This window comes from Brevundimonas sp. G8, assembly GCF_902506205.1.
GTDB lineage: Bacteria > Pseudomonadota > Alphaproteobacteria > Caulobacterales > Caulobacteraceae > Brevundimonas.
On sequence record NZ_LR732816.1, the window covers coordinates 2,801,257 to 2,818,919 of the forward strand.

Annotated in this window: 14 protein-coding genes; 8 read left to right on the top strand and 6 right to left on the bottom strand. The window is 65.1% G+C overall.

Annotated features, from left to right (window positions below):
• The first annotated feature begins 77 nt into the window (after positions 1–77).
• From CHRYSEO8AT_RS13460 to lldD, 3 genes are read left to right on the top strand one after another with little or no spacing between them, the layout of a single operon-like run.
• A complete protein-coding gene (locus tag CHRYSEO8AT_RS13460; protein ID WP_159850817.1) occupies positions 78–884 on the top strand; it encodes an IclR family transcriptional regulator in 807 nt (268 codons plus the stop codon).
• 24 nt (positions 885–908) lie between these two features.
• Positions 909–1,670: an SDR family NAD(P)-dependent oxidoreductase gene (locus tag CHRYSEO8AT_RS13465; protein WP_159850818.1), complete on the top strand. Its 762-nt coding sequence runs from the start codon at positions 909–911 to the stop codon at positions 1,668–1,670.
• A 9-nt stretch (positions 1,671–1,679) separates the two neighbouring features.
• Entirely contained in the window at positions 1,680–2,813 is a 1,134-nt protein-coding gene (gene lldD, locus CHRYSEO8AT_RS13470) for an FMN-dependent L-lactate dehydrogenase LldD (protein WP_159850820.1), read from the top strand.
• Between the two features lie 164 nt (positions 2,814–2,977).
• Here lldD and CHRYSEO8AT_RS13475 read toward each other — a convergent pair whose 3' ends face one another.
• The 4 genes from CHRYSEO8AT_RS13475 to kduI all read right to left on the bottom strand — a co-directional run bounded on the left by CHRYSEO8AT_RS13475 (position 2,978) and on the right by kduI (position 7,486).
• Positions 2,978–4,621 carry a pectate lyase gene (locus CHRYSEO8AT_RS13475; protein ID WP_159850822.1) on the bottom strand — a complete coding sequence of 548 codons (1,644 nt, stop codon included), beginning with the start codon at positions 4,619–4,621 and terminating at the stop codon, positions 2,978–2,980.
• 161 nt (positions 4,622–4,782) lie between these two features.
• Positions 4,783–5,838 carry a sugar kinase gene (locus CHRYSEO8AT_RS13480; protein ID WP_159850824.1) on the bottom strand — a complete coding sequence of 352 codons (1,056 nt, stop codon included), beginning with the start codon at positions 5,836–5,838 and terminating at the stop codon, positions 4,783–4,785.
• A 21-nt stretch (positions 5,839–5,859) separates the two neighbouring features.
• Positions 5,860–6,618, bottom strand: coding sequence for a 2-dehydro-3-deoxy-D-gluconate 5-dehydrogenase KduD (gene kduD / locus CHRYSEO8AT_RS13485; RefSeq protein ID WP_159850826.1), 759 nt, complete (start codon positions 6,616–6,618; stop codon positions 5,860–5,862).
• 22 nt (positions 6,619–6,640) lie between these two features.
• Positions 6,641–7,486 (bottom strand): 5-dehydro-4-deoxy-D-glucuronate isomerase, encoded by an 846-nt coding sequence (gene kduI / locus CHRYSEO8AT_RS13490; protein WP_159851752.1) that lies wholly within the window; start codon positions 7,484–7,486, stop codon positions 6,641–6,643.
• 173 nt (positions 7,487–7,659) lie between these two features.
• Here kduI and CHRYSEO8AT_RS13495 point away from each other — a divergent pair, with 173 nt between their 5' ends.
• A complete protein-coding gene (locus tag CHRYSEO8AT_RS13495; protein ID WP_159850828.1) occupies positions 7,660–8,322 on the top strand; it encodes an RpiB/LacA/LacB family sugar-phosphate isomerase in 663 nt (220 codons plus the stop codon).
• A 42-nt stretch (positions 8,323–8,364) separates the two neighbouring features.
• Here the strand turns inward: CHRYSEO8AT_RS13495 and CHRYSEO8AT_RS13500 are convergent, their stop codons facing one another.
• Positions 8,365–9,414: a LacI family DNA-binding transcriptional regulator gene (locus CHRYSEO8AT_RS13500; RefSeq protein ID WP_159850830.1), complete on the bottom strand. Its 1,050-nt coding sequence runs from the start codon at positions 9,412–9,414 to the stop codon at positions 8,365–8,367.
• Positions 9,415–9,549: 135 nt separating this feature from the next.
• Here CHRYSEO8AT_RS13500 and CHRYSEO8AT_RS13505 point away from each other — a divergent pair, with 135 nt between their 5' ends.
• From CHRYSEO8AT_RS13505 to CHRYSEO8AT_RS13515, 3 genes are all read left to right on the top strand, one after another.
• The gene (locus CHRYSEO8AT_RS13505) at positions 9,550–10,386 is read left to right on the top strand and encodes a 2-keto-4-pentenoate hydratase (RefSeq protein WP_159850832.1); all 837 of its coding nucleotides are present in this window, start codon (positions 9,550–9,552) and stop codon (positions 10,384–10,386) included.
• Between the two features lie 88 nt (positions 10,387–10,474).
• Positions 10,475–11,761, top strand: a complete 1,287-nt coding sequence (locus CHRYSEO8AT_RS13510) for an MFS transporter (protein WP_159850834.1) — start codon at positions 10,475–10,477, stop codon at positions 11,759–11,761.
• Positions 11,762–11,862: 101 nt separating this feature from the next.
• A complete protein-coding gene (locus CHRYSEO8AT_RS13515; protein WP_236547543.1) occupies positions 11,863–12,849 on the top strand; it encodes an alpha/beta hydrolase in 987 nt (328 codons plus the stop codon).
• On the opposite strand, the gene CHRYSEO8AT_RS13520 is transcribed toward CHRYSEO8AT_RS13515, so the two are convergent.
• Positions 12,846–14,399: a carboxylesterase/lipase family protein gene (locus CHRYSEO8AT_RS13520; RefSeq protein WP_159850838.1), complete on the bottom strand. Its 1,554-nt coding sequence runs from the start codon at positions 14,397–14,399 to the stop codon at positions 12,846–12,848. The genes CHRYSEO8AT_RS13515 and CHRYSEO8AT_RS13520 overlap by 4 nt on opposite strands.
• A 336-nt stretch (positions 14,400–14,735) precedes the next feature.
• On the opposite strand from CHRYSEO8AT_RS13520, the gene CHRYSEO8AT_RS13525 reads away from it, so the two are divergent.
• The gene (locus CHRYSEO8AT_RS13525) at positions 14,736–17,618 is read left to right on the top strand and encodes a TonB-dependent receptor (RefSeq protein ID WP_159850840.1); all 2,883 of its coding nucleotides are present in this window, start codon (positions 14,736–14,738) and stop codon (positions 17,616–17,618) included.
• Positions 17,619–17,663: the final 45 nt, after the last annotated feature.

The window sequence follows — 17,663 nt, forward strand, 5'->3', positions numbered from 1 at the left end:
TGCGCCGCGTCAAACTCAACCCAGTTCCCCGGACAAGCTTGCGTGGTTTGCTACATTCTGAGAATGAGGATTACGAAATGGGACGAGTGGCGTCAATCAAGACCGCACAGGTCGATGGGGAAGAAGAGGTCGGCGCCAAGGCGTCCGGCAGTCAGACCCTGCTGCGCGGCCTGGACGTGATCGACGCCCTGATGGAAGGCTCGCTGCCTTTGGCCGAGCTGTCCGAGAAGCTGGACCTGACCCGCAGCACGACGCACCGCCTGGCCTCGGCCCTGGTCGATCGTCGCCTGCTGTCGTTCCGCCCGCGCGAGGGCTATAGCCTGGGTCCGAAACTGCTGGAACTGGGCCATGCCGCCAGCCAGCAGATGCACCTGCCGCGCGTCGCCCGGCCCTGGCTGGAACAGCTGTCGGCCCAGACCGACGACACGGTTCACCTGGGCGTACTGGACGGCCGACATGCGCTTTATCTGGACAAGGTCGCCGGTCGTCGCCGCATCAACATCGGCTCTCGGCTGGGGGAGCGGCATCCCATCGCCTCGACCGGTCTGGGCAAGGCGCTGATTCTCGACAAGTCCGAGCCGGATTGGATTGACTTCTATGCGCCCGAGGGCGCGCCATTTGATTCGTCGGCCCGCGCCGTCTGGCTGGAGCGGATGCATGGCTATGCCCAGAAGGGCTACGCCTTCGACCTGGAAGAGAACGAGGACCAGATCCGCTGCGTCGCCGCCCCGATCCGCTCGGTGGACGGCCATATCGTCGCCGCGCTCAGCGTCTCCTCGGCCGCCCAATACATGTCCGACGCCCGGATGACGGAACTGACCAAGACCGTCACCGACGCCGCCAACGCCATCAGCGCCGACCTCGGTTGGCTGCCGAAACCCTGAACACAGTGAAACGCCGGAGCCCGCATGCTGCTTGAGAACAAGGTCGTCCTGATCACGGGCGCATCGCGGGGTATCGGACGGGCGACGGCGATCGAGGCCGCACGCCAGGGCGCGAACGTCGCCATCAACACCTACAAGGACGACGCGGTCGCCGCCGAGGTGGTCGCCGAGATCGAGACCTTGGGCCGAAAGGCCATCGTGGTCGATGCCGACGTGGCCCTGCCGGACAGCGCGACGACCTTCGTGAACGCGGCCGTCGCGGCGTTCGGGCGCGTGGACGTCTTCGTGTCCAACGCCGGCATCTGCCCCTTTCACGCCTTCCTCGACATGCCGGTCGAGATCCTGCGCCGCACGATGGAGGTCAATCTCCACGGGGCCTATTTCATGACCCAGGCGGCCGCGAACCAGATGGTCAAGCAAGGGGAGGGTGGTTCCATTGTCGCCATCAGCTCGATCTCGGCCCTGGTTGGCGGCGAGATGCAGACCCATTACACCCCGACCAAGGCGGGGGTGCACAGCCTGATGCAGTCCTGCGCCGTCGCCTTGGGTCGCCATGGCATCCGCTGCAACTCGGTCCTGCCCGGCACCATCGCCACCGACATCAACAAGGACGATCTCGCGGACCCGGCCAAGCGCGAATATATGGAAGGCCGCATCCCCTTGGGCCGCCTGGGCAAGCCTGAGGACATCGCCTCGGTCGTCGCCTTCCTGGCCTCGGACATGGCGGCCTATATGTCCGGCGCGGCCCTGCTGGTCGACGGCGGCGCCTTCGCCAACTTCCAGTAGGACGGGGCCGTGATCATCTCGTCGCCGGGCGATTACCGAGAGGCGGCGCGGCGCAAGCTGCCGCCCTTCCTGTTCCACTACATCGACGGCGGGGCCTACGCCGAGCAGACCCTGCGCCGCAACGTCGAGGACTGGCAGGCCATCGCGCTTCGCCAGCGCGTGCTGCAGGACATGACCAGCCTCAGCCTGGAAACCCGGCTGTTCGACGAGACCCTGCGTCTGCCGGTCATTCTGGCGCCCGTCGGCCTGACCGGAATGTACGCCCGGCGCGGCGAGGTGCAGGCGGCCAAGGCGGCGGCGTCGCGCGGCGTGCCCTTCACCCTGTCCACCGTCTCGGTCTGTCCGATCGAGGAGGTGGCGCCCGCCATCGACCGGCCCATGTGGTTTCAGCTCTATGTGCTGCGCGACCGGGGCTTCATGAAGAATGCGCTGGAGCGGGCAAAGGCGGCGGGGGTGAAGACTTTGGTCTTCACCGTCGATATGCCGACGCCCGGCGCCCGCTACCGCGACGCCCATTCGGGCATGAGCGGCGCCAACGCCGAGATCCGCCGCATGGTCCAGGCCATGACGCACCCAGCCTGGGCCTGGGATGTGGGGCTGAACGGACGGCCGCACGATCTGGGCAATGTCTCTGCCTATCTGGGCAAGCCGACGGGCCTGGCCGACTATATCGGCTGGCTGGCCAACAACTTCGATCCGTCGATCTCGTGGAAGGACCTGCAATGGATCCGCGATTTCTGGGACGGGCCGATGATCATCAAGGGCATTCTGGACGCCCAGGACGCCCTTGACGCGGTCAGCTTCGGCGCCGATGGCATCGTTGTGTCGAATCATGGTGGGCGTCAGCTGGATGGGGTGCTGTCGTCAGCCCGGGCGCTTCCGGCCATCGCCGAGGCGGTGAAAGGCGATCTGAAGATCCTGGTCGATTCCGGCATTCGCAACGGTCTGGACGTGGTCCGCGCCATCGCCCTGGGCGCCGACGCTGTCATGCTGGGTCGGGCCTTTGTCTACGCCCTGGCGGCAGGCGGTGAGGCCGGCGTCGGCAATCTGCTCGACCTGTTCGAGAAGGAGATGCGGGTGGCCATGACCTTGACCGGGGCGAAGTCGGTTGGCGGGATTACGCGGGACATGCTGGCGCTCTGACCTCTCGTTTCTTCTCCCTTTGGGAGAAGGTGGCCGCGAAGCGGTCGGATGAGGGTCAGGTGGTGGGCTAGGTCGCAGACCCGACCCTCACCCTTTCGCCTGACGGATCGCCTGCGGCTCTCCGAGGCTCAAGCCCTCTCCCAACGGGAGAGGGATATGTGCGCCTACGCCCCCAACGCCTCGATCAGGTCGCCCATGTTGCGGATGAAGACCGAGGTCGAGACGCCCTCAACCGGGAAGTCGGTGTTGTAAGGCGAGGTGTCCCAAAGATCGCCGACGCGGGTCATCTGATATTCGCCGCCGGTCACCACCGTGGGTGAGGGGCCGTTGTAGGGGTTCGAGGTGGTGGTCAGCGGCGTGGGCCAATAGCCCCGCGTGTTCAGCCCGGCCATCACCTCGGCGGCGCGATTGGCGTGCGGTCGGGTCGGACGACGGGCGTCGCTGGACATGTCCCAGACATCCACGTCCTGAAGCGTGAAATATTTCGGCAGGTTCAGCGAGCCGGGGCGCGCCTTCAGCGGCGAGCCTTGCGTCGCTTCCTCGACCGGCAGGGCCGACAAGCGCGCATATTCGGCGCGCAGGGCAGGGGTGTCCACATTGCGGAAAGAGCCATAGTGGACGATCAGATTGGTGGGGTTGTCGTCGGCGTAATACTGGCCGTTGGCGATATTGGACCCACGCCGGTGGATGTAGATCGGCGTGTTAGCGCCCTCCAGGACGAAGGTCGGATGCGTGCGGCCCGGCGTGTTCAACGGCGGCTTGGTCGCCACCTGATCCAGCCAATCCATCGCCTCGGGCAGGCGCGCCAGATATTTCCGGTCGCCAGTCAGGCGATAGAAGCCCAGCATCGACTTGATGTTCGTACCCGTCGCATGTGTGACGAAGGCTTGGGGTTCGATGGTCCGCGCGCCGGCCGGCTTCAGCGTGTCGGGGAAGTGTTGCAGGCCCCAGGCAGGTTGCGGCTGCGGCTGCTGGGTCTTCACGAAGATGTCCATGCCGCGGTTGATCGCGTCCAGAATCTTCGCATCGCCCCGGCCGTTCCGCGCCAGGCCATGATAGGCGTAGATCAGGAACTCCAGGTTCTCGCCCGCCACGTCGTCGTTGAAGGTGATGTAGGGGGTGTAGTCCGCGTGCCCGTGCAGGCCGCCGTTCTCGACGAATGGATAGCGCTGGGGCCAGCCGCCGTTTTCGTACTGGCTTTCCAGCACGAAGCTGATCGCCTTGTTCAGGGGCGCCAGATATTTGCGGTCCTTCTTCTCCAGATAGACCCGCAGCAGCAGTTGCGACGCCTCGGCCGTGCCCGCGTCGTCGAAGGTGGCGTTGCCGTAATAGTGGTGGAATTCCTCCAGCCGCCAAGCATTGGCGGCGACCGTGCCGTACCACTGCTTCAGCGACTCTTCGCCGGCGGTGTCGATGACATAGTTCCAGCCGCCCAGCGGGTGCTGGCCCTTGACCAGGGCGTCGGCGGCCTTCTTGGCGGCCTCGTAGTAATATTCGTCGCCGGTGGCGTGATAGGCGTCCAGGAACAGGTGGCCCACGGTCGCGGTTCCGGGCGGCTGGACCCAGATCATGGTCGGGCTGGCTTCCAGTTCGCCCCAGCGGCGCGAGAAGTCAGGCAGGTACTGCCAGACATAGCCGCCCTCGACGGCGGCCTCCTCGCTCATGAACCGGGCGGCGCGCTTCATGGCTTCCAGGACGGCGGGGCGCTCGGGAGAGGCCTGGGCGAAGGCGGGGCCGGATGCGGCGACGAACGTGGCGGCGGCGCCGGCGGCCAGCAGGGCGCGGCGGTTCATGGACGTGACGGACATGGAAACTCCTGGTGTGACCTCTCTCGGACGGTTCTTCGCGACCGTTTCGAAGCGTCACTCAAGCATGACTGACACCGGTTTCCTAGTCCTTCGTCGCCAATGAAAAAAAGGCCGCATGGACTTCTCCACGCGGCCTCCACCAAATCACGATGCTTGCAGCCTCAGCGGCGGATATCGAACCCGCCGTCGCCCGTGGCCGCGCGCACCTCGTCGGCGGTAAACAGGTTGAAGTCGCCGGGCACCGAATGTTTCAATCCGGCGGCGGCCAGGCCGAAGTTCAGCGCCTCTTGATCCGACCATCCGCTCCACAGACCGAACAGCACGCCCGAGGCGAAGGCGTCGCCGCCGCCGACCCGGTCAACGACGCCCGCCATGTGGATGGCCTCGGCGTTTGTCTCGATCACGCCGTCACCCGACTCAGGTGTGGCGCGGGTCAGCATCACCGCCGAAAGGGCCTGGTCGGCGACGCTGTCCTGGACGCGCAGGGTGCAGGCGATGCGTTGCAAGCGGGGGAAGGCGGCGAAGGCGGCCTTGGCGGCCTCGCGACGGCGCACGGCCGGATCGGCGCTGTCGAATCGGGTCTTCAGCACCAGGGCGAAGTCCCGGTCATCGGCGAAGGCGACGGTGGCGCCGGCCAGCATCTTGCCCAGGGTGGCGGGCGGATCGCCGTCCCACTGTTCCCAAAGCTTGCCGCGGAAATTGCCGTCATAGCTGACCTTCACGCCCTTCTTGACGGCAGCCTCGATGATGGCCACGGCGGCGACCGATCCGTTCGGCCCCGTCGCCGGCGTCACGCCCGAGGCGTGCAGCCACTCGACTCCGTCCAGAAGCTGGTCCCAGTCGAAGGCGGTATCGACATGTTCGACGAAGGCCGAACCGGCGCGGTCGTAAAGCACTTCCGACGGGCGACGCACGGCGCCAGGCGTCAAAAAATACAGGCCCATCCGGCCCGGCTTGAACACGACCTGCGAGGTGTCAACGCCGTGCTTGCGCACCTCGTCGCGCACGCCGCGTCCCAACGCATTGTCGGCCAGGACCGTCGCCATGCCTACGGCTGCGCCGAAGCGGGCCAGGGACACGGCGACGTTCGCCTCGGCCCCCGCCGGACGGATCGTCAGGGCGGGGGACTGCATCAGCATTTCGTTGTCGTTGGGCGAGAACCGCAGCAGCATCTCGCCGAAGCAGAGGATGCGGCCGCCCGAGGCATTGTCAGTCATGGTCGAAAGGCTAGCCTTAGATCAGCGTGCTTGCCAGCCGCCGTCGACCGGCAGGATGGCGCCCTGGACATAATCCGAGGCCCGGCTGGCCAGGAAGACGGCTGCGCCGCCCAGGTCCGAAGGCTCGCCCCAGCGCCCGGCCGGGATGCGGCCCAGGATCTCGGCCGAACGGACCGGGTCCTCGCGCAGAGCCTGGGTGTTGGCCGTGGCGAAATAGCCGGGGGCGATGGCGTTGGCGGTGATGCGGTGCGGCGCCCACTCGTTGGCCATCAGCTTGGTCAGGCCGGCGACGCCCGACTTGGAGGCGGTGTAGGAGGGGACGCGGATGCCGCCTTGGAAGGACAGCATGGAGGCGATGTTGATGATCTTGCCGCCGTCGCCCTGTTTGATGAACAGGCGGGCGACCGCCTGGCTCATGAAGAAGACGGTCTTCAGGTTGATGTTCATCACCAGGTCCCAGTCGGCCTCGGTGAAGTCCACCGCGTCGGCGCGACGGATCAGGCCCGCGTTGTTCACCAGGATGTCGATCCGGCCCATGGCGGCCAGGGCTTCCTGAACCACGCGCTCGACCGGCTCGATCGAGGTCAGGTCGGCGCTGATGGCGTGGGCGCGACGGCCCAAGGCCTGCACCTTGGCGACCGTGTCGTCGGAATCCGACAGGGCGACCGAGACGATGTCGGCGCCGGCTTCGGCCAGGGCCAGGGCGATGCCTTGGCCCAGACCCACGTTGCCGCCGGTGACCAGGGCGACCTTGCCGGTCAGGTCGAACGGATTACTCATGTTTTTCTTCCTCTTGTCCTGATTACTTCAACTGGCAGATGTCGAGCTTGTACATGTCGGTGTAGTCGAGATTCTCGCCGCCCATGCCCCAGATGAAGGTGTAGTTCGATGTGCCTGCGCCCGTATGGATCGACCACGGCGGGCAGATCACCGCCTCGCCGTCGGCGATGACGATGTGTCGCGATTTGTCCGGTTCGCCCATGAAGTGGAAGACACGGTCGTCCTCGCCCAGGCCGAAATAGAGGTAGGCTTCCGAGCGGCGGTCGTGAATGTGCGGCGGCATGGTGTTCCACACCGAGCCGGGCTTGAGCACCGTCACGCCCAGCAGCAGCTGGCAGGACTTGACCTTCGCCGGCACGACATACTGGTAGATGGTCCGTTCGTTCGACGTCTCCAGCGCGCCCATTTCCAGCGGCACGGCCTCGTCGATCGAGATCTTGGTCAGGTCGTAGCGGGCGTGGGCCGGGGTGGCGACCAGATAGAATTTCGCGGGCTCGGCGGCGTCGTTCGAGGCGAAGGTGACGTCGCTCGACCCCATCGGCACATACAGGCCGTCGCGGAAGCCCAGTTCGATGGTCTCGCCGTCGACGGTGATCGAACCGGCGCCGCCGATATTGACCACGCCCAGTTCGCGGGCCTGCAGGAACGGCGCGCCGGCCAAGGACGGCGGCTCCGAATGGGTGGGCAGGGTCAGGGCGGTCCCGGCCGGGGTCGCGCCGCCGATGATCATGCGCTCGTGGTGCGAATAGTTCAGGCTGATCTTGCCCGGAACGAACAGGCCCTCGATCAGATAGCGATCCCGCAGCTGCTGGTTCGAGGCGCCGTCCATCATATCGGGATGGGTGGCCTGATAGACTTTGTCGTACATGGGGTCGTACATGCGGGTCTCCCTAGGAGCTCGCAGCGCGAGCCACAGTGACGGATCTTGCGTCCGTCCTTCTGTAGACTAGGTAACCGGTGTCATATTATGATGCAATGGATTACACCATAATCGCCGACATCTGTTCGGCATCGCTTCGCCACCGTCTTGAGGATTCCCCCATGAAGATCGCTCTCATCATCGAAAACAGCCAGGCCGCCAAAAGCGAGACGGTGCATGCCGCGCTGACCGCTGTCGCGGAGCCCCTGGGCCATGAAGTCTTCCACTATGGAATGTATGCGGCCGAGGACAAGGCGTCGCTGACCTATGTGATGAACGGCGTCCTGACCGGCATCCTCCTGAACTCCGGCGCGGCCGATTTCGTCGTCACCGGCTGCGGCACGGGCACAGGCTCGATGCTGGCTGCCAACGCCATGCCGGGCGTCTTCTGCGGTCTGATCATCGACCCGACCGACGCCTTCCTGTTCGGCCAGATCAATGACGGCAACGCCATCGCCATGCCCTACGCCAAGGGCTTCGGCTGGGCGGCGGAACTGAACCTGCAGGATGTCTATCGCAAGCTGTTCGAAGGCGAGCGCGGTCTGGGCTATCCCAAGGAGCGGGCCGAGATTATGCGCAAGAATCGCGGCGTTCTCAGCGACCTGAAGGCCGTGACCTGCCACGACATGCTGACGGTGCTGAAGACGATGGACCAAGACCTGCTGAAGGCGGCCATCGCCGGCGAGCGGTTCCAGGACTACTTCTTCGCCAACGCCACCGACGAAGGCGTCCGCGACTATCTGAAGGGTGTTCTCGCCGCCAAGCCCGTTCTCGAAACGGCTTGAGGCTAGGGGTCGGCGCGCGATCCCGCGCGCCGACCGACCTTCTCAGGCCGCCGGGATCGCCGACTTGCGCACCACCAGGGCCGGTCGGACTTCCGGCTGCTGCATCTTGGCCGGATCGACGCCGCGCATCGGCGCCAGCAGCTTCTCGGCCGCCATCCGCCCCATGTCGCGGATTGGCAGGCGCACCGACGTCAGATTGGGCCAGACCCGCGCCGCCATGGGCAGGTCGTCGAAGCCCACGACCGACAGATCACGCGGCAGTTCCAACCCACGATCCCGCGCGGCCTGCATCACGCCGATGGCCATGTCGTCGTTCAGGGTGAAGATGGCGGTCGGCGGCGTCTCCAGCGCCAGCAGGGCGTGCCCCGCCTCGACGCCCGATTCGAACGTATAGGCGCCCTTGAAGTCATAGGCCGGGTCCAGCGGTATGCCGCGCTCGGCCAGGGCGTCCAGGAAGCCCTTGCCCCGCACGGCCGACGACCGGAACAGGTCCGGGCCGCGCACCAGGCCGATTCGCCGGTGCCCCAGGTCGGCGAGATGCGCCGCCGCCTCGGCCGCGCCGATCCAGTCGTTGGTAACCACCATGGCCTGCGGCTCGTCCAGCGCCACCGAGGCGATGCGGACATAGGGGCAGTCCAGGTCGCGCAGCAGGTCGATGACCTGTTCGTCCTCAGACACCGACGGCGGCATGATGACGCCATACAGACGCTGGCGCTCGACGAAGCCTCGGATGTCTTCCAGCAGGGTAGGGGAGTTGCGGTTGCACGGGTGGACGACCAGTTCCAGACCCGAACCCTTCAGCGCATCCAGCACGCCCTGCTGCATGTTCACGACATAGGTCGGGCTGGGGTTGTCGTAGATCAGGCCGACCAGGAACGAGCGCCGGAATGCCAGGCCGCGCGCCTGGGGATCGGGGGTGAAGCCCAGGGTCTTGATGACGGCGTTGACCCGTTCGCGCGTGTCTTCCTTGACGAACGGCGATTGGTTGATGACCCGCGAGACGGTCTTCTTGGAGACCTGCGCTTCTCTGGCGACATCGTTGATCGTGGCCCGCTTGCCCGGTTTGCCGGATCGCGGATCGTCCTGAGCCAAGGTTCGGCTCCTTCCCTATGTGCAATGCAAAGGCATAGCCGCGACTCGCGGTCAGCGCCATGGGGCGTTGCTAAAGCGCATTGACACCGGTTTCCTTCGTCGCTCTTATCGAAGCTTATTCACGAGGCGACCCTTTTGACTTCGACCCCTTCTCTCGCGAGCCAGGCCGATGCGCGGCCGGCGGATCCCGCCGCGATCGCACAGCAGTTCGTCGCAGCACGCCTGGCTGCGCGCAACACACCCGATTATCCAGGCGTGATTCCTCAGAGCATGGCCGAGTCCTACGCTATTCAGGACATCGCCATCGGCCTGTTTCCCGATGAGGTCGTGGGTTGGAAGGTGGGCGGCGTGCCGCCGGCGCAGCAGCCGAAACTGGGCATCCATCGCCTGGCCGGCGCGATCTTCGCCCGCAACGTCTGGCCCGCGCCCGGCGACACCGTCGTGCCGCTGCCCGAGATCGAGGGCGGGTTCGCCGCCGTCGAATCGGAGTTCATCGCCCGGATCGGCGCCGACGCCGATCCCGCCAAGACGGACTGGACCATCGAGGAGGCCACGGCCGCCGTGGACAAGGTCTTCATCGGCGTCGAACTGGCCGGCAGCCCGCTGTCGGCGATCAACGACTTGGGTTCGGCCGTCGTCGCCTCCGACTTCGGCAACAACGGCGGGCTGATGATCGGCCCCGAGGTCGAGAATTGGCGCGAGCGTCTGGACGGCATCGAGGTCGAGACCGTCATCAACGGCGCCAGCGTCGGCACGGGCGGTTCGCTTTCGCTGGCCGGCGGGGCCATGGAATCGGTGCGCTTCCTGCTGGAGCATTGCGCGCGCTGGGGCCGTCCGCTGAAGGCGGGCACGCTGGTCTCGACCGGCGCCGTCACCGGCGTCCACCGTGTCCACGCGGGCGACGAGGCCGTGTGCATCTTCAAGGGTATCGCAGAACTTCATTGTTCGGTCGTCAGGGCCGAGGCCAAGTAAACATCATCGGACGTCAACCCCGCCGCCGTTCAGGGACGGAAAGAGCAAGGGACGCGTCGAGGAAATTTAGGAACGGGTTTTCATAACCATGTCAGACGCTTCCGTCGCGCCGCCGATTCAGATCAAGGCGCCGTCACCGGGCAAATACCGGTGGCTGATCATGTGGCTGCTGTTTGCGGCCATGGTCATCAACTACGTCGACCGGCAGATGATCGGCTTCCTAAAGCCGACCCTGTCCGTCGAAATGGGCTGGTCGGAGACCGACTACGCCGACATCGTCTTCTACTTCCAGGCCACCTACGCACTGTTTTATGCGATCTGGGGCCGGCTTATGGACAAGATCGGGGCCCGGTGGGGCCTGGGGATCGCCTTCGCCATCTGGCAGGTCGGCCATATCCTGCATGCCGGCGCGCGCGATCTGTCCCACTTCATCATGGCCCGGATGGTGCTGGGCGCCGGTGAGGCCGGGGGCTTCCCCGGCGGTATCAAGGCCGTAACCGAGTGGTTCCCCAAGAAGGAACGCGCTCTGGCCACCGGCCTGTTCAATGCCGGCACCAACATCGGAGCCATCGTCACGCCCCTGATCGTGCCGATCCTGGTGCTGTCCTTCGGCTGGCAAATGGCCTTTGTCATTACCGGCGCATTGGGTCTGATCTGGCTGCCGATCTGGCTGCTGGTCTATCGCAAGCCACGCGATCAAAAGCGCCTGTCCGCGACTGAACTGGCCTATATCGAACAGGATCCGGCCGACACCGACGAGAAGGTGGGCTGGCTCAAGCTGCTCACCGTCAAGGAAACCTGGGCCTATGCGGCGGGCAAGTTCCTGATCGATCCGATTTGGTGGATGTTCCTGTTCTGGCTGCCGGACTTCCTGGGGAAGCGTTACGGCCTGGACCTGAAGACCTTCGGTCCGCCTATCGTCGCCATCTATCTGTTGTCGGACGTGGGTTCCGTGGGCGGCGGCTGGCTGTCGTCGCGGATGATGCATATGGGCATCAGCCTGAACAAGGCGCGCAAGCTGACCATGCTGTTGTGCGCCGTGCTGGCCGTGCCGGTCATGTTCGCCGCAGAGGCGTCGAACCTGTGGGTCGCGGTCTTGATCATCGGCCTGGCCACAGCGGCGCACCAAGGCTTCTCGGCCAACCTCTATGCCCTGCCGGGCGACGTCTTCCCGCGCAAGGCCGTAGGATCGGTGGTCGGCATTGGCGGGATGCTGGGCGGTATCGGGGGGATGGTCTTCTCCAAATATGTAGGCCAAATCCTGGAGAAGATCGGCACCTATACGCCCATCTTCATCGTGGCCGGTTCGGTCTATCTGATCGCGCTTCTGGTCATTCACCTGGTCATGCCGAAGTACGAGCCGGCCAAGGTCTGACGAACGGCGCTGGGGGCCTAGGTCCCGACGCATCGAGGATTACGGCCGGGCGAGCGATCGTCCGGCCGTCGTCTTTTCAGCATGGAGGCATGACGATGGATATGGAACGCAGGACCCTTCTGGGGCTGGCTTCGGCGGCCGGGATGGCCTTAAGCGTCACAGGCGCACGGGCGCAGACGATCGCCGACGGCGGGCGCGCCGGCCCTGCCGACCCGACTGAGATCATCCGCCTTTGGCCCGACGGCGCGCCGGGCGGGCAGGGGGTGACGGTCACGCCGATCGTGCTGGAACGCTCGACCGATCCCGCGTTCCACGACCGTTACGCCCAATATACGACCGACCCGATCCTGACCGTTTTCCGGCCTGAGCGGCCGAACGGATCGGCCATGCTGCTGATCCCCGGCGGCGGCTATCGCTGGGCCGTGCTGGACAAGGAAGGATACGATGTCGCGCGCGTCCTCGCGGCCAGCGGCACGACCTGTTTCGTGCTGCGATATCGCCTGCCGGCCGACGGATGGGCCGCCGGCGCCGACGCGCCGCTTCAGGACGCCCAGCGTGCGATTCGGCTTATCCGCAGTCGCGCCGCCGACTATGGCGTCGATCCAAAGAAGATCGGCGTCCTTGGCGCTTCAGCCGGCGGGCATCTGGCGGGTCTGGCCAGCGCGCGGACGGAAGCGACCTATGCGGCCGTGGACGCCGCCGATGCTGTGTCTCTCCGGCCGGACCTGACCGTGTTGATGTATCCGGTGGCGACCATGGCGGACCCTCATGTCCACGCCGGATCGCGCACCAACCTGCTGGGCGAGACGCCGTCGCCCGAGCGGATCGCGGCCTATTCTCTGGAACTGATGGACTGGCGAGGCGCGGCGCCCGTCTTCCTGCTGCACGCCATCGACGACGCCTCGGTGCCGGTCGAGAACAGCCTGCAACTGCTGACCACGCTGAAGGCCGCCGCTGTCCCGACCGAGGCGCATCTGTTCCAGGAAGGCGGCCATGGTTTCGGCGTCCGCTTGATCCAGGACAAGCCCGCCCAGGTTTGGCCCGAGCTGGTCCGCGCCTGGGCCGCGCGGCTCGATTTCGCGCTCTAGGTTCCCGGCTGGATGTAGGGAATGGCCGAGAAGAAGGCCCGTTCGTCGCCGCGGGGGTCGTCGGCCATGCGCGGCTGCACGTCCATCAGCATCGTCTGGCGGCGCGGCAGCTCATAGCGGTCCCAGCGCGGCAGGCCCGCATGGTTGGGATCGCCGTCACGAGCCAGGGCGATGAAGGCGTCGCTCATCCGGTCCGCCAGGCCTTGCGCGCCCGGTCCCCGCGTCCGCGATCCGGCCGCCTCGACATTGTCGAATACCAGAGGGATGTCGGCGGTGTGGAAGGCGCCCTTGCGACCCGCGGCCAACTCACCGGGGAAGTCGAGTTGATAGACCCAGGCGGGCGCCCCGGCCTTGGCCCGCTCCTCCGCTTCGATCACCGCCCCACGCCAGGACCGGCCCGCCGTCGTTGCGGCGATCAGCACCTGATCGGGCGACCAGTCGGGATGCATGGCGCGATAGCCGGCGATCACCGCCTCGGGCGTGATGTCGATCCGCATGACGCCGGGCGATAGCCGATCCGCCAAAGTCCCCCACGTCAGGCCGACATTCTTGGGGTCGTTGCCCATGAAGCCCAGCGTCTCTTCACGGGTGTTGCCGATGATCATCGGGATCGACCGGCCCAGGGGCGCGGCGTCAGGATAGAAGGGGTGGCGGGGCAGGGTGCGGAAATCCAGCACCGGCCCGAAATACACGCCGCCGAAGCCCAGGATCGGATCCTCGGCGCCTTGTGCTTCCAGCAGCCTTTCGACCGGCATCGTCGCCGCCTCGGCCGCCCGATCCGGCGTCAGGTCCAGCGCCTTCAACCAAGCCGTCGCCCGTGTCGTGGCGTTGATCGGGCCGGACGCCGTGACCTGCTGGCCGCTCATCGTCGCGGCGCGGTGGAACAGGTCATGGGCTGCGGGCGTCGCCATCAGGGTGGCGATCTTGGCGCCCCCGCCCGATTGGCCGAACAGCATGACCCGCGACGGGTCGCCGCCGAAGGCCGTGATATTGTCCCGCACCCACTGCAGCGCCAGGATCAGATCCAGCTGGCCCGCATTGCCCGAATCCTCGAACCCCGGCGCCAACCGCGCCAGATAGGCGTAGCCGAAGACGTTCAGCCGGTGGTTCAGCGTCACCACCACCACATCGCCTCGTGCCGCCAGACGCGCGCCGTCATACAGCGGGTCCGATCCCGATCCGCTCGAATAGGCACCGCCATGGATATAGACCATCACCGGCCGTCGGGCGGCGTCGGTCCCAGGGGTCCAGACGTTCAGAAACAGGCAGTCCTCGCTCTGGTTCGCCTCATCACCTCGCTGGGGGCTAGCCGCGCCATAAGTCGTCGCGCGAACAGGCTCACGCCACGACGTCGGGCGCTCCGGCGGCTGGAAACGTCGCGTCGGCGCGCCGTAACGCACGCCCTCGAAAACGCTGATTCCTTCGCGCCGAACACCGACGACGGGACCGGCCCTGGTCTGCACTCGCGGATCGCGAGAATCGGCCCTGGCGACGAAGGGCATGGCGGCGCCGGCGAGGCCTGCGGCTATAGCGATGCGTCGGTTAATCATCGTACGCCGCCATTTGCGGCTTTGAAGCGAGCGCCGCCTGATATGAAAATGCCGACACGCATGATCTCGATGTTTGCAGACATTATTTCCCTCCGTCGCCGGCGTGTCGCGCGCCTGATCTTTCGTTCGAACGCCGGGGATCGCCGTAGGTTACAAATTGGAGATCAAGGCGGTCATGTTCTTGCCACACGCTGGCAACTGTGGCTAAACATTTATGACACCGGTAGCAGCAGCTTGGCGAACAAGTTCTGACACCGGTGTCGCCCGCCAGCAGCGGGAGGCTTGAACGAGGACATTTCGATCCTCGAGACGCCAGACCTGGGAGGAGAAATGACAATGACCCAACGCCATAAATTTGCGCGCCAAGCGCTGGTCGCCACCGCTTCGCTGGGGGCGCTCGCCCTGGCCATGATGGCGCACGACGCCGCCGCCCAGGCAGCTGAAGTCGCCGCGCCTCAACAGGATGACGCCGCTGAAGTCGACGACATCGTCGTCACCGGCTTCCGCGCCAGCCTGCAAAACGCCCTGAACATCAAGCGCCGCGAAGCCGGTGTCGTCGACGCCATTTCGGCCGAGGACATCGCCGACTTCCCCGACACCAACCTCGCCGAATCCATCCAACGCATTCCCGGCGTCTCCATCGACCGCGATGCGGGCGAGGGACGTTCGATCACCGTGCGCGGCCTGAGCTCCGAGTTTACCCGCACCCGCATCAACGGCATCGAAGCCCAGTCCTCGACCGGCGCGACCGACTCCTCAGGCGGCGTGAACCGCGGCCGTGGTTTTGACTTCAACGTCTTCGCGTCCGAGCTGTTCAACAACATCACGGTTCGCAAGACCGCCTCGGCCGAGGTCGAGGAAGGCTCGCTGGGCGCCACCGTCGATCTGCAGACTAGCCGTCCGTTCGACAAGATGGGCTTCCAGGGCGCAGTTTCGGGCCAGTACGGCTACAACGACTTGTCGCAAGACTGGAGCCCACGCTTCGCCGCCCTGGTGTCCAACACCTGGGCCGACGACCAACTCGGCGCCCTGTTCTCCATCGCCTATAGCGAACGCGACAGCCTGGAAGAGGGCTTCAGCTCGGTCCGTTGGGGGCCGGCCAGCGCCGACGGCGGCTTCCAGAACGGCAGCGTTTTAACAGGTCCCGGATTGCCCGGTGCAGCGAAAACCTATCACCCGCGGATTCCACGATACGGCAGCCTTGAGCACAGCCAGGAACGTCTGGGGGCGACATTGTCGCTGCAGGCCCGACCCGGCAATGGGCCGACCCTGTTCACCATGGACATGCTGTATTCAAAGCTCGATTCGACCCGCAGCGAGAACTTCCTGCAGGCATGGTCGCTCAGCCGTGACGCCACCCAGGGCGGCAAGCCTCAGGTCGATATCGTCAACTTCGAGATCGATCCGACCACCGGAGAAATGATCTACGCCCAGCTCGACGATATGGACATCCGCAGCGAGCAGCGGTTCGACGTGCTGGAAACCGAGTTCAAGCAAATGACTTTTGGCGTCGAGCATGAATTCTCAGATAAATTGCGTTTCAGCGGCCTGGTCGGCCGCGCCGAATCCAACTTCGGAAACCCGGTTCAGGTCAGCGCGATCATCGATCGCCAGGACGTCGACGGCTATTCCTACGACTTCCGTCAAAACCGCAATCTGCCCGCCATCAACTGGGGCTTCGACGTCACGAACCCAGCCCTTTGGAGCATCGTCGGCCCGACCGGCGCACAGCCTCGTTCGGAACTGCGTTCAAGCCAGAATTTCCAAGAAAACGTCTACACGACTGGCGAGGCAAATATTGAGTTCGACGCCACCAGCTGGCTGACCGTGAAGGCTGGTGTCAGCCGGAAAGAATACGAATCCAGCAGCCGCCAGTTCGCTCGCGCGGCCAATGGAGCGCCCGCACTTCCGGCCGGAGTGACCATCGCCTCTGTAACTAATCTACTGGATGGGTTCGGGCGCAATCTCGACCTGCCTTCAGGCTCGGTTACGTCCTGGGTTCGGCCTGACTTGGCGGCCCTCCAGGGTGTCTGGAACTACAACTGCAACTGCAACACAGGCGTGGCTGGTGGTGACTTCCGTCTTCTGGGCCTGAACGGCGGCACATCGACCTATGGCAACTGGCGCGATGTGACCGAGACCGACACCGGCGCTTATGTGCAGGCGGACTGGGACACCGAGGTGATGGGTGTGCCCTTCCGAGGCAACATCGGCGTCCGTCAGGTCAAGACAGAAATTGAATCGCTTGGCTATTCCAATGTCGGCGGCATCGCGACGCCGGTGAAAGGTGAGAACGAATACACCGATACCTTGCCTTCGTTGAACCTGTCGATCGAGCCTGTGAAAGATCTAATCGTGCGGGTCGGCGCCGCCAAGGTGATGGCGCGGCCGCCGGTCACGAATCTAGTTCAGGTCTTCACTCTCAGCGCCGTCGGCGCCTCCAGCAACACGGCGTCACGGGGCAATGTCGATCTGGACCCGTATCGCGCCACGACCTACGACCTGTCGGTCGAATACTATTTCGCACCAGAGGCCCTGCTGTCCTTCGCCTACTTCTACAAGGACATCTCGACCTATGTGCAGACCACCAATCAAACGCTGACCTACGCCGATTTGACGGCGCTGAACCCCATCGTTTTCCCGGTCGATCCCACGAACAGAGATCGTCCTGCGACCTCGCAGTACGTGCTGAGCACGCCCGTCAATACAAAGGGCGGACCGCTGAAGGGTTTCGAGATCAGCTACCAGCAGACCTTCAGCTTCTTGCCTGGCCTGCTGTCCAATGTCGGCACCCAGTTGAACTACACCCACGTCGAGTCTGAGATTGATTACTGCACCTCGGCTGCGTGCAACGCCTTTGTGACCGCCGACCTCGTGAACCTGTCGCCCAACGCCTGGAACGCGACGCTGTATTACGATGACGGCAAGTTCAACGCGCGCGTCTCGGCCGCCTATCGCGATACCTACTTCCAGAACGTTCCGGGATCGAACGGCGCGACGGGTCTGATCCCTTATCAGGGCAAGACTGAAACCACGACGATCGACGCGTCCGCGTCGTACAACCTCACTGACAATCTCAGCATCTCGTTGGAAGGTCTGAACCTGACAGATGAAGAAAACCGTCAGAATCACGGTGACATCGGTGGGCCGCGTGACAGCACCTACGTCTATCACCACACCGGTCGCCAGGTTTACGTCGGCGCGCGGTATCGCTTCTGATCGGAAGGACGAGCCGCTTTGGCGGCTCGTCTGTAGAACCTCGAA

Excerpts from the sequence above, each read along its gene's own strand:
- CHRYSEO8AT_RS13460 (WP_159850817.1), top strand. The coding sequence starts at position 78 with ATGGGACGAGTGGCGTCAATCAAGACCGCACAGGTCGATGGGGAAGAA.
- CHRYSEO8AT_RS13465 (WP_159850818.1), top strand. The coding sequence starts at position 909 with ATGCTGCTTGAGAACAAGGTCGTCCTGATCACGGGCGCATCGCGGGGT.
- CHRYSEO8AT_RS13475 (WP_159850822.1), bottom strand. The coding sequence starts at position 4,621 with ATGTCCGTCACGTCCATGAACCGCCGCGCCCTGCTGGCCGCCGGCGCC.
- CHRYSEO8AT_RS13480 (WP_159850824.1), bottom strand. The coding sequence starts at position 5,838 with ATGACTGACAATGCCTCGGGCGGCCGCATCCTCTGCTTCGGCGAGATG.
- kduD (WP_159850826.1), bottom strand. The coding sequence starts at position 6,618 with ATGAGTAATCCGTTCGACCTGACCGGCAAGGTCGCCCTGGTCACCGGC.
- kduI (WP_159851752.1), bottom strand. The coding sequence starts at position 7,486 with ATGTACGACAAAGTCTATCAGGCCACCCATCCCGATATGATGGACGGC.
- CHRYSEO8AT_RS13495 (WP_159850828.1), top strand. The coding sequence starts at position 7,660 with ATGAAGATCGCTCTCATCATCGAAAACAGCCAGGCCGCCAAAAGCGAG.
- CHRYSEO8AT_RS13510 (WP_159850834.1), top strand. The coding sequence starts at position 10,475 with ATGTCAGACGCTTCCGTCGCGCCGCCGATTCAGATCAAGGCGCCGTCA.
- CHRYSEO8AT_RS13515 (WP_236547543.1), top strand. The coding sequence starts at position 11,863 with ATGGAACGCAGGACCCTTCTGGGGCTGGCTTCGGCGGCCGGGATGGCC.
- CHRYSEO8AT_RS13520 (WP_159850838.1), bottom strand. The coding sequence starts at position 14,399 with ATGATTAACCGACGCATCGCTATAGCCGCAGGCCTCGCCGGCGCCGCC.
- CHRYSEO8AT_RS13525 (WP_159850840.1), top strand. The coding sequence starts at position 14,736 with ATGACCCAACGCCATAAATTTGCGCGCCAAGCGCTGGTCGCCACCGCT.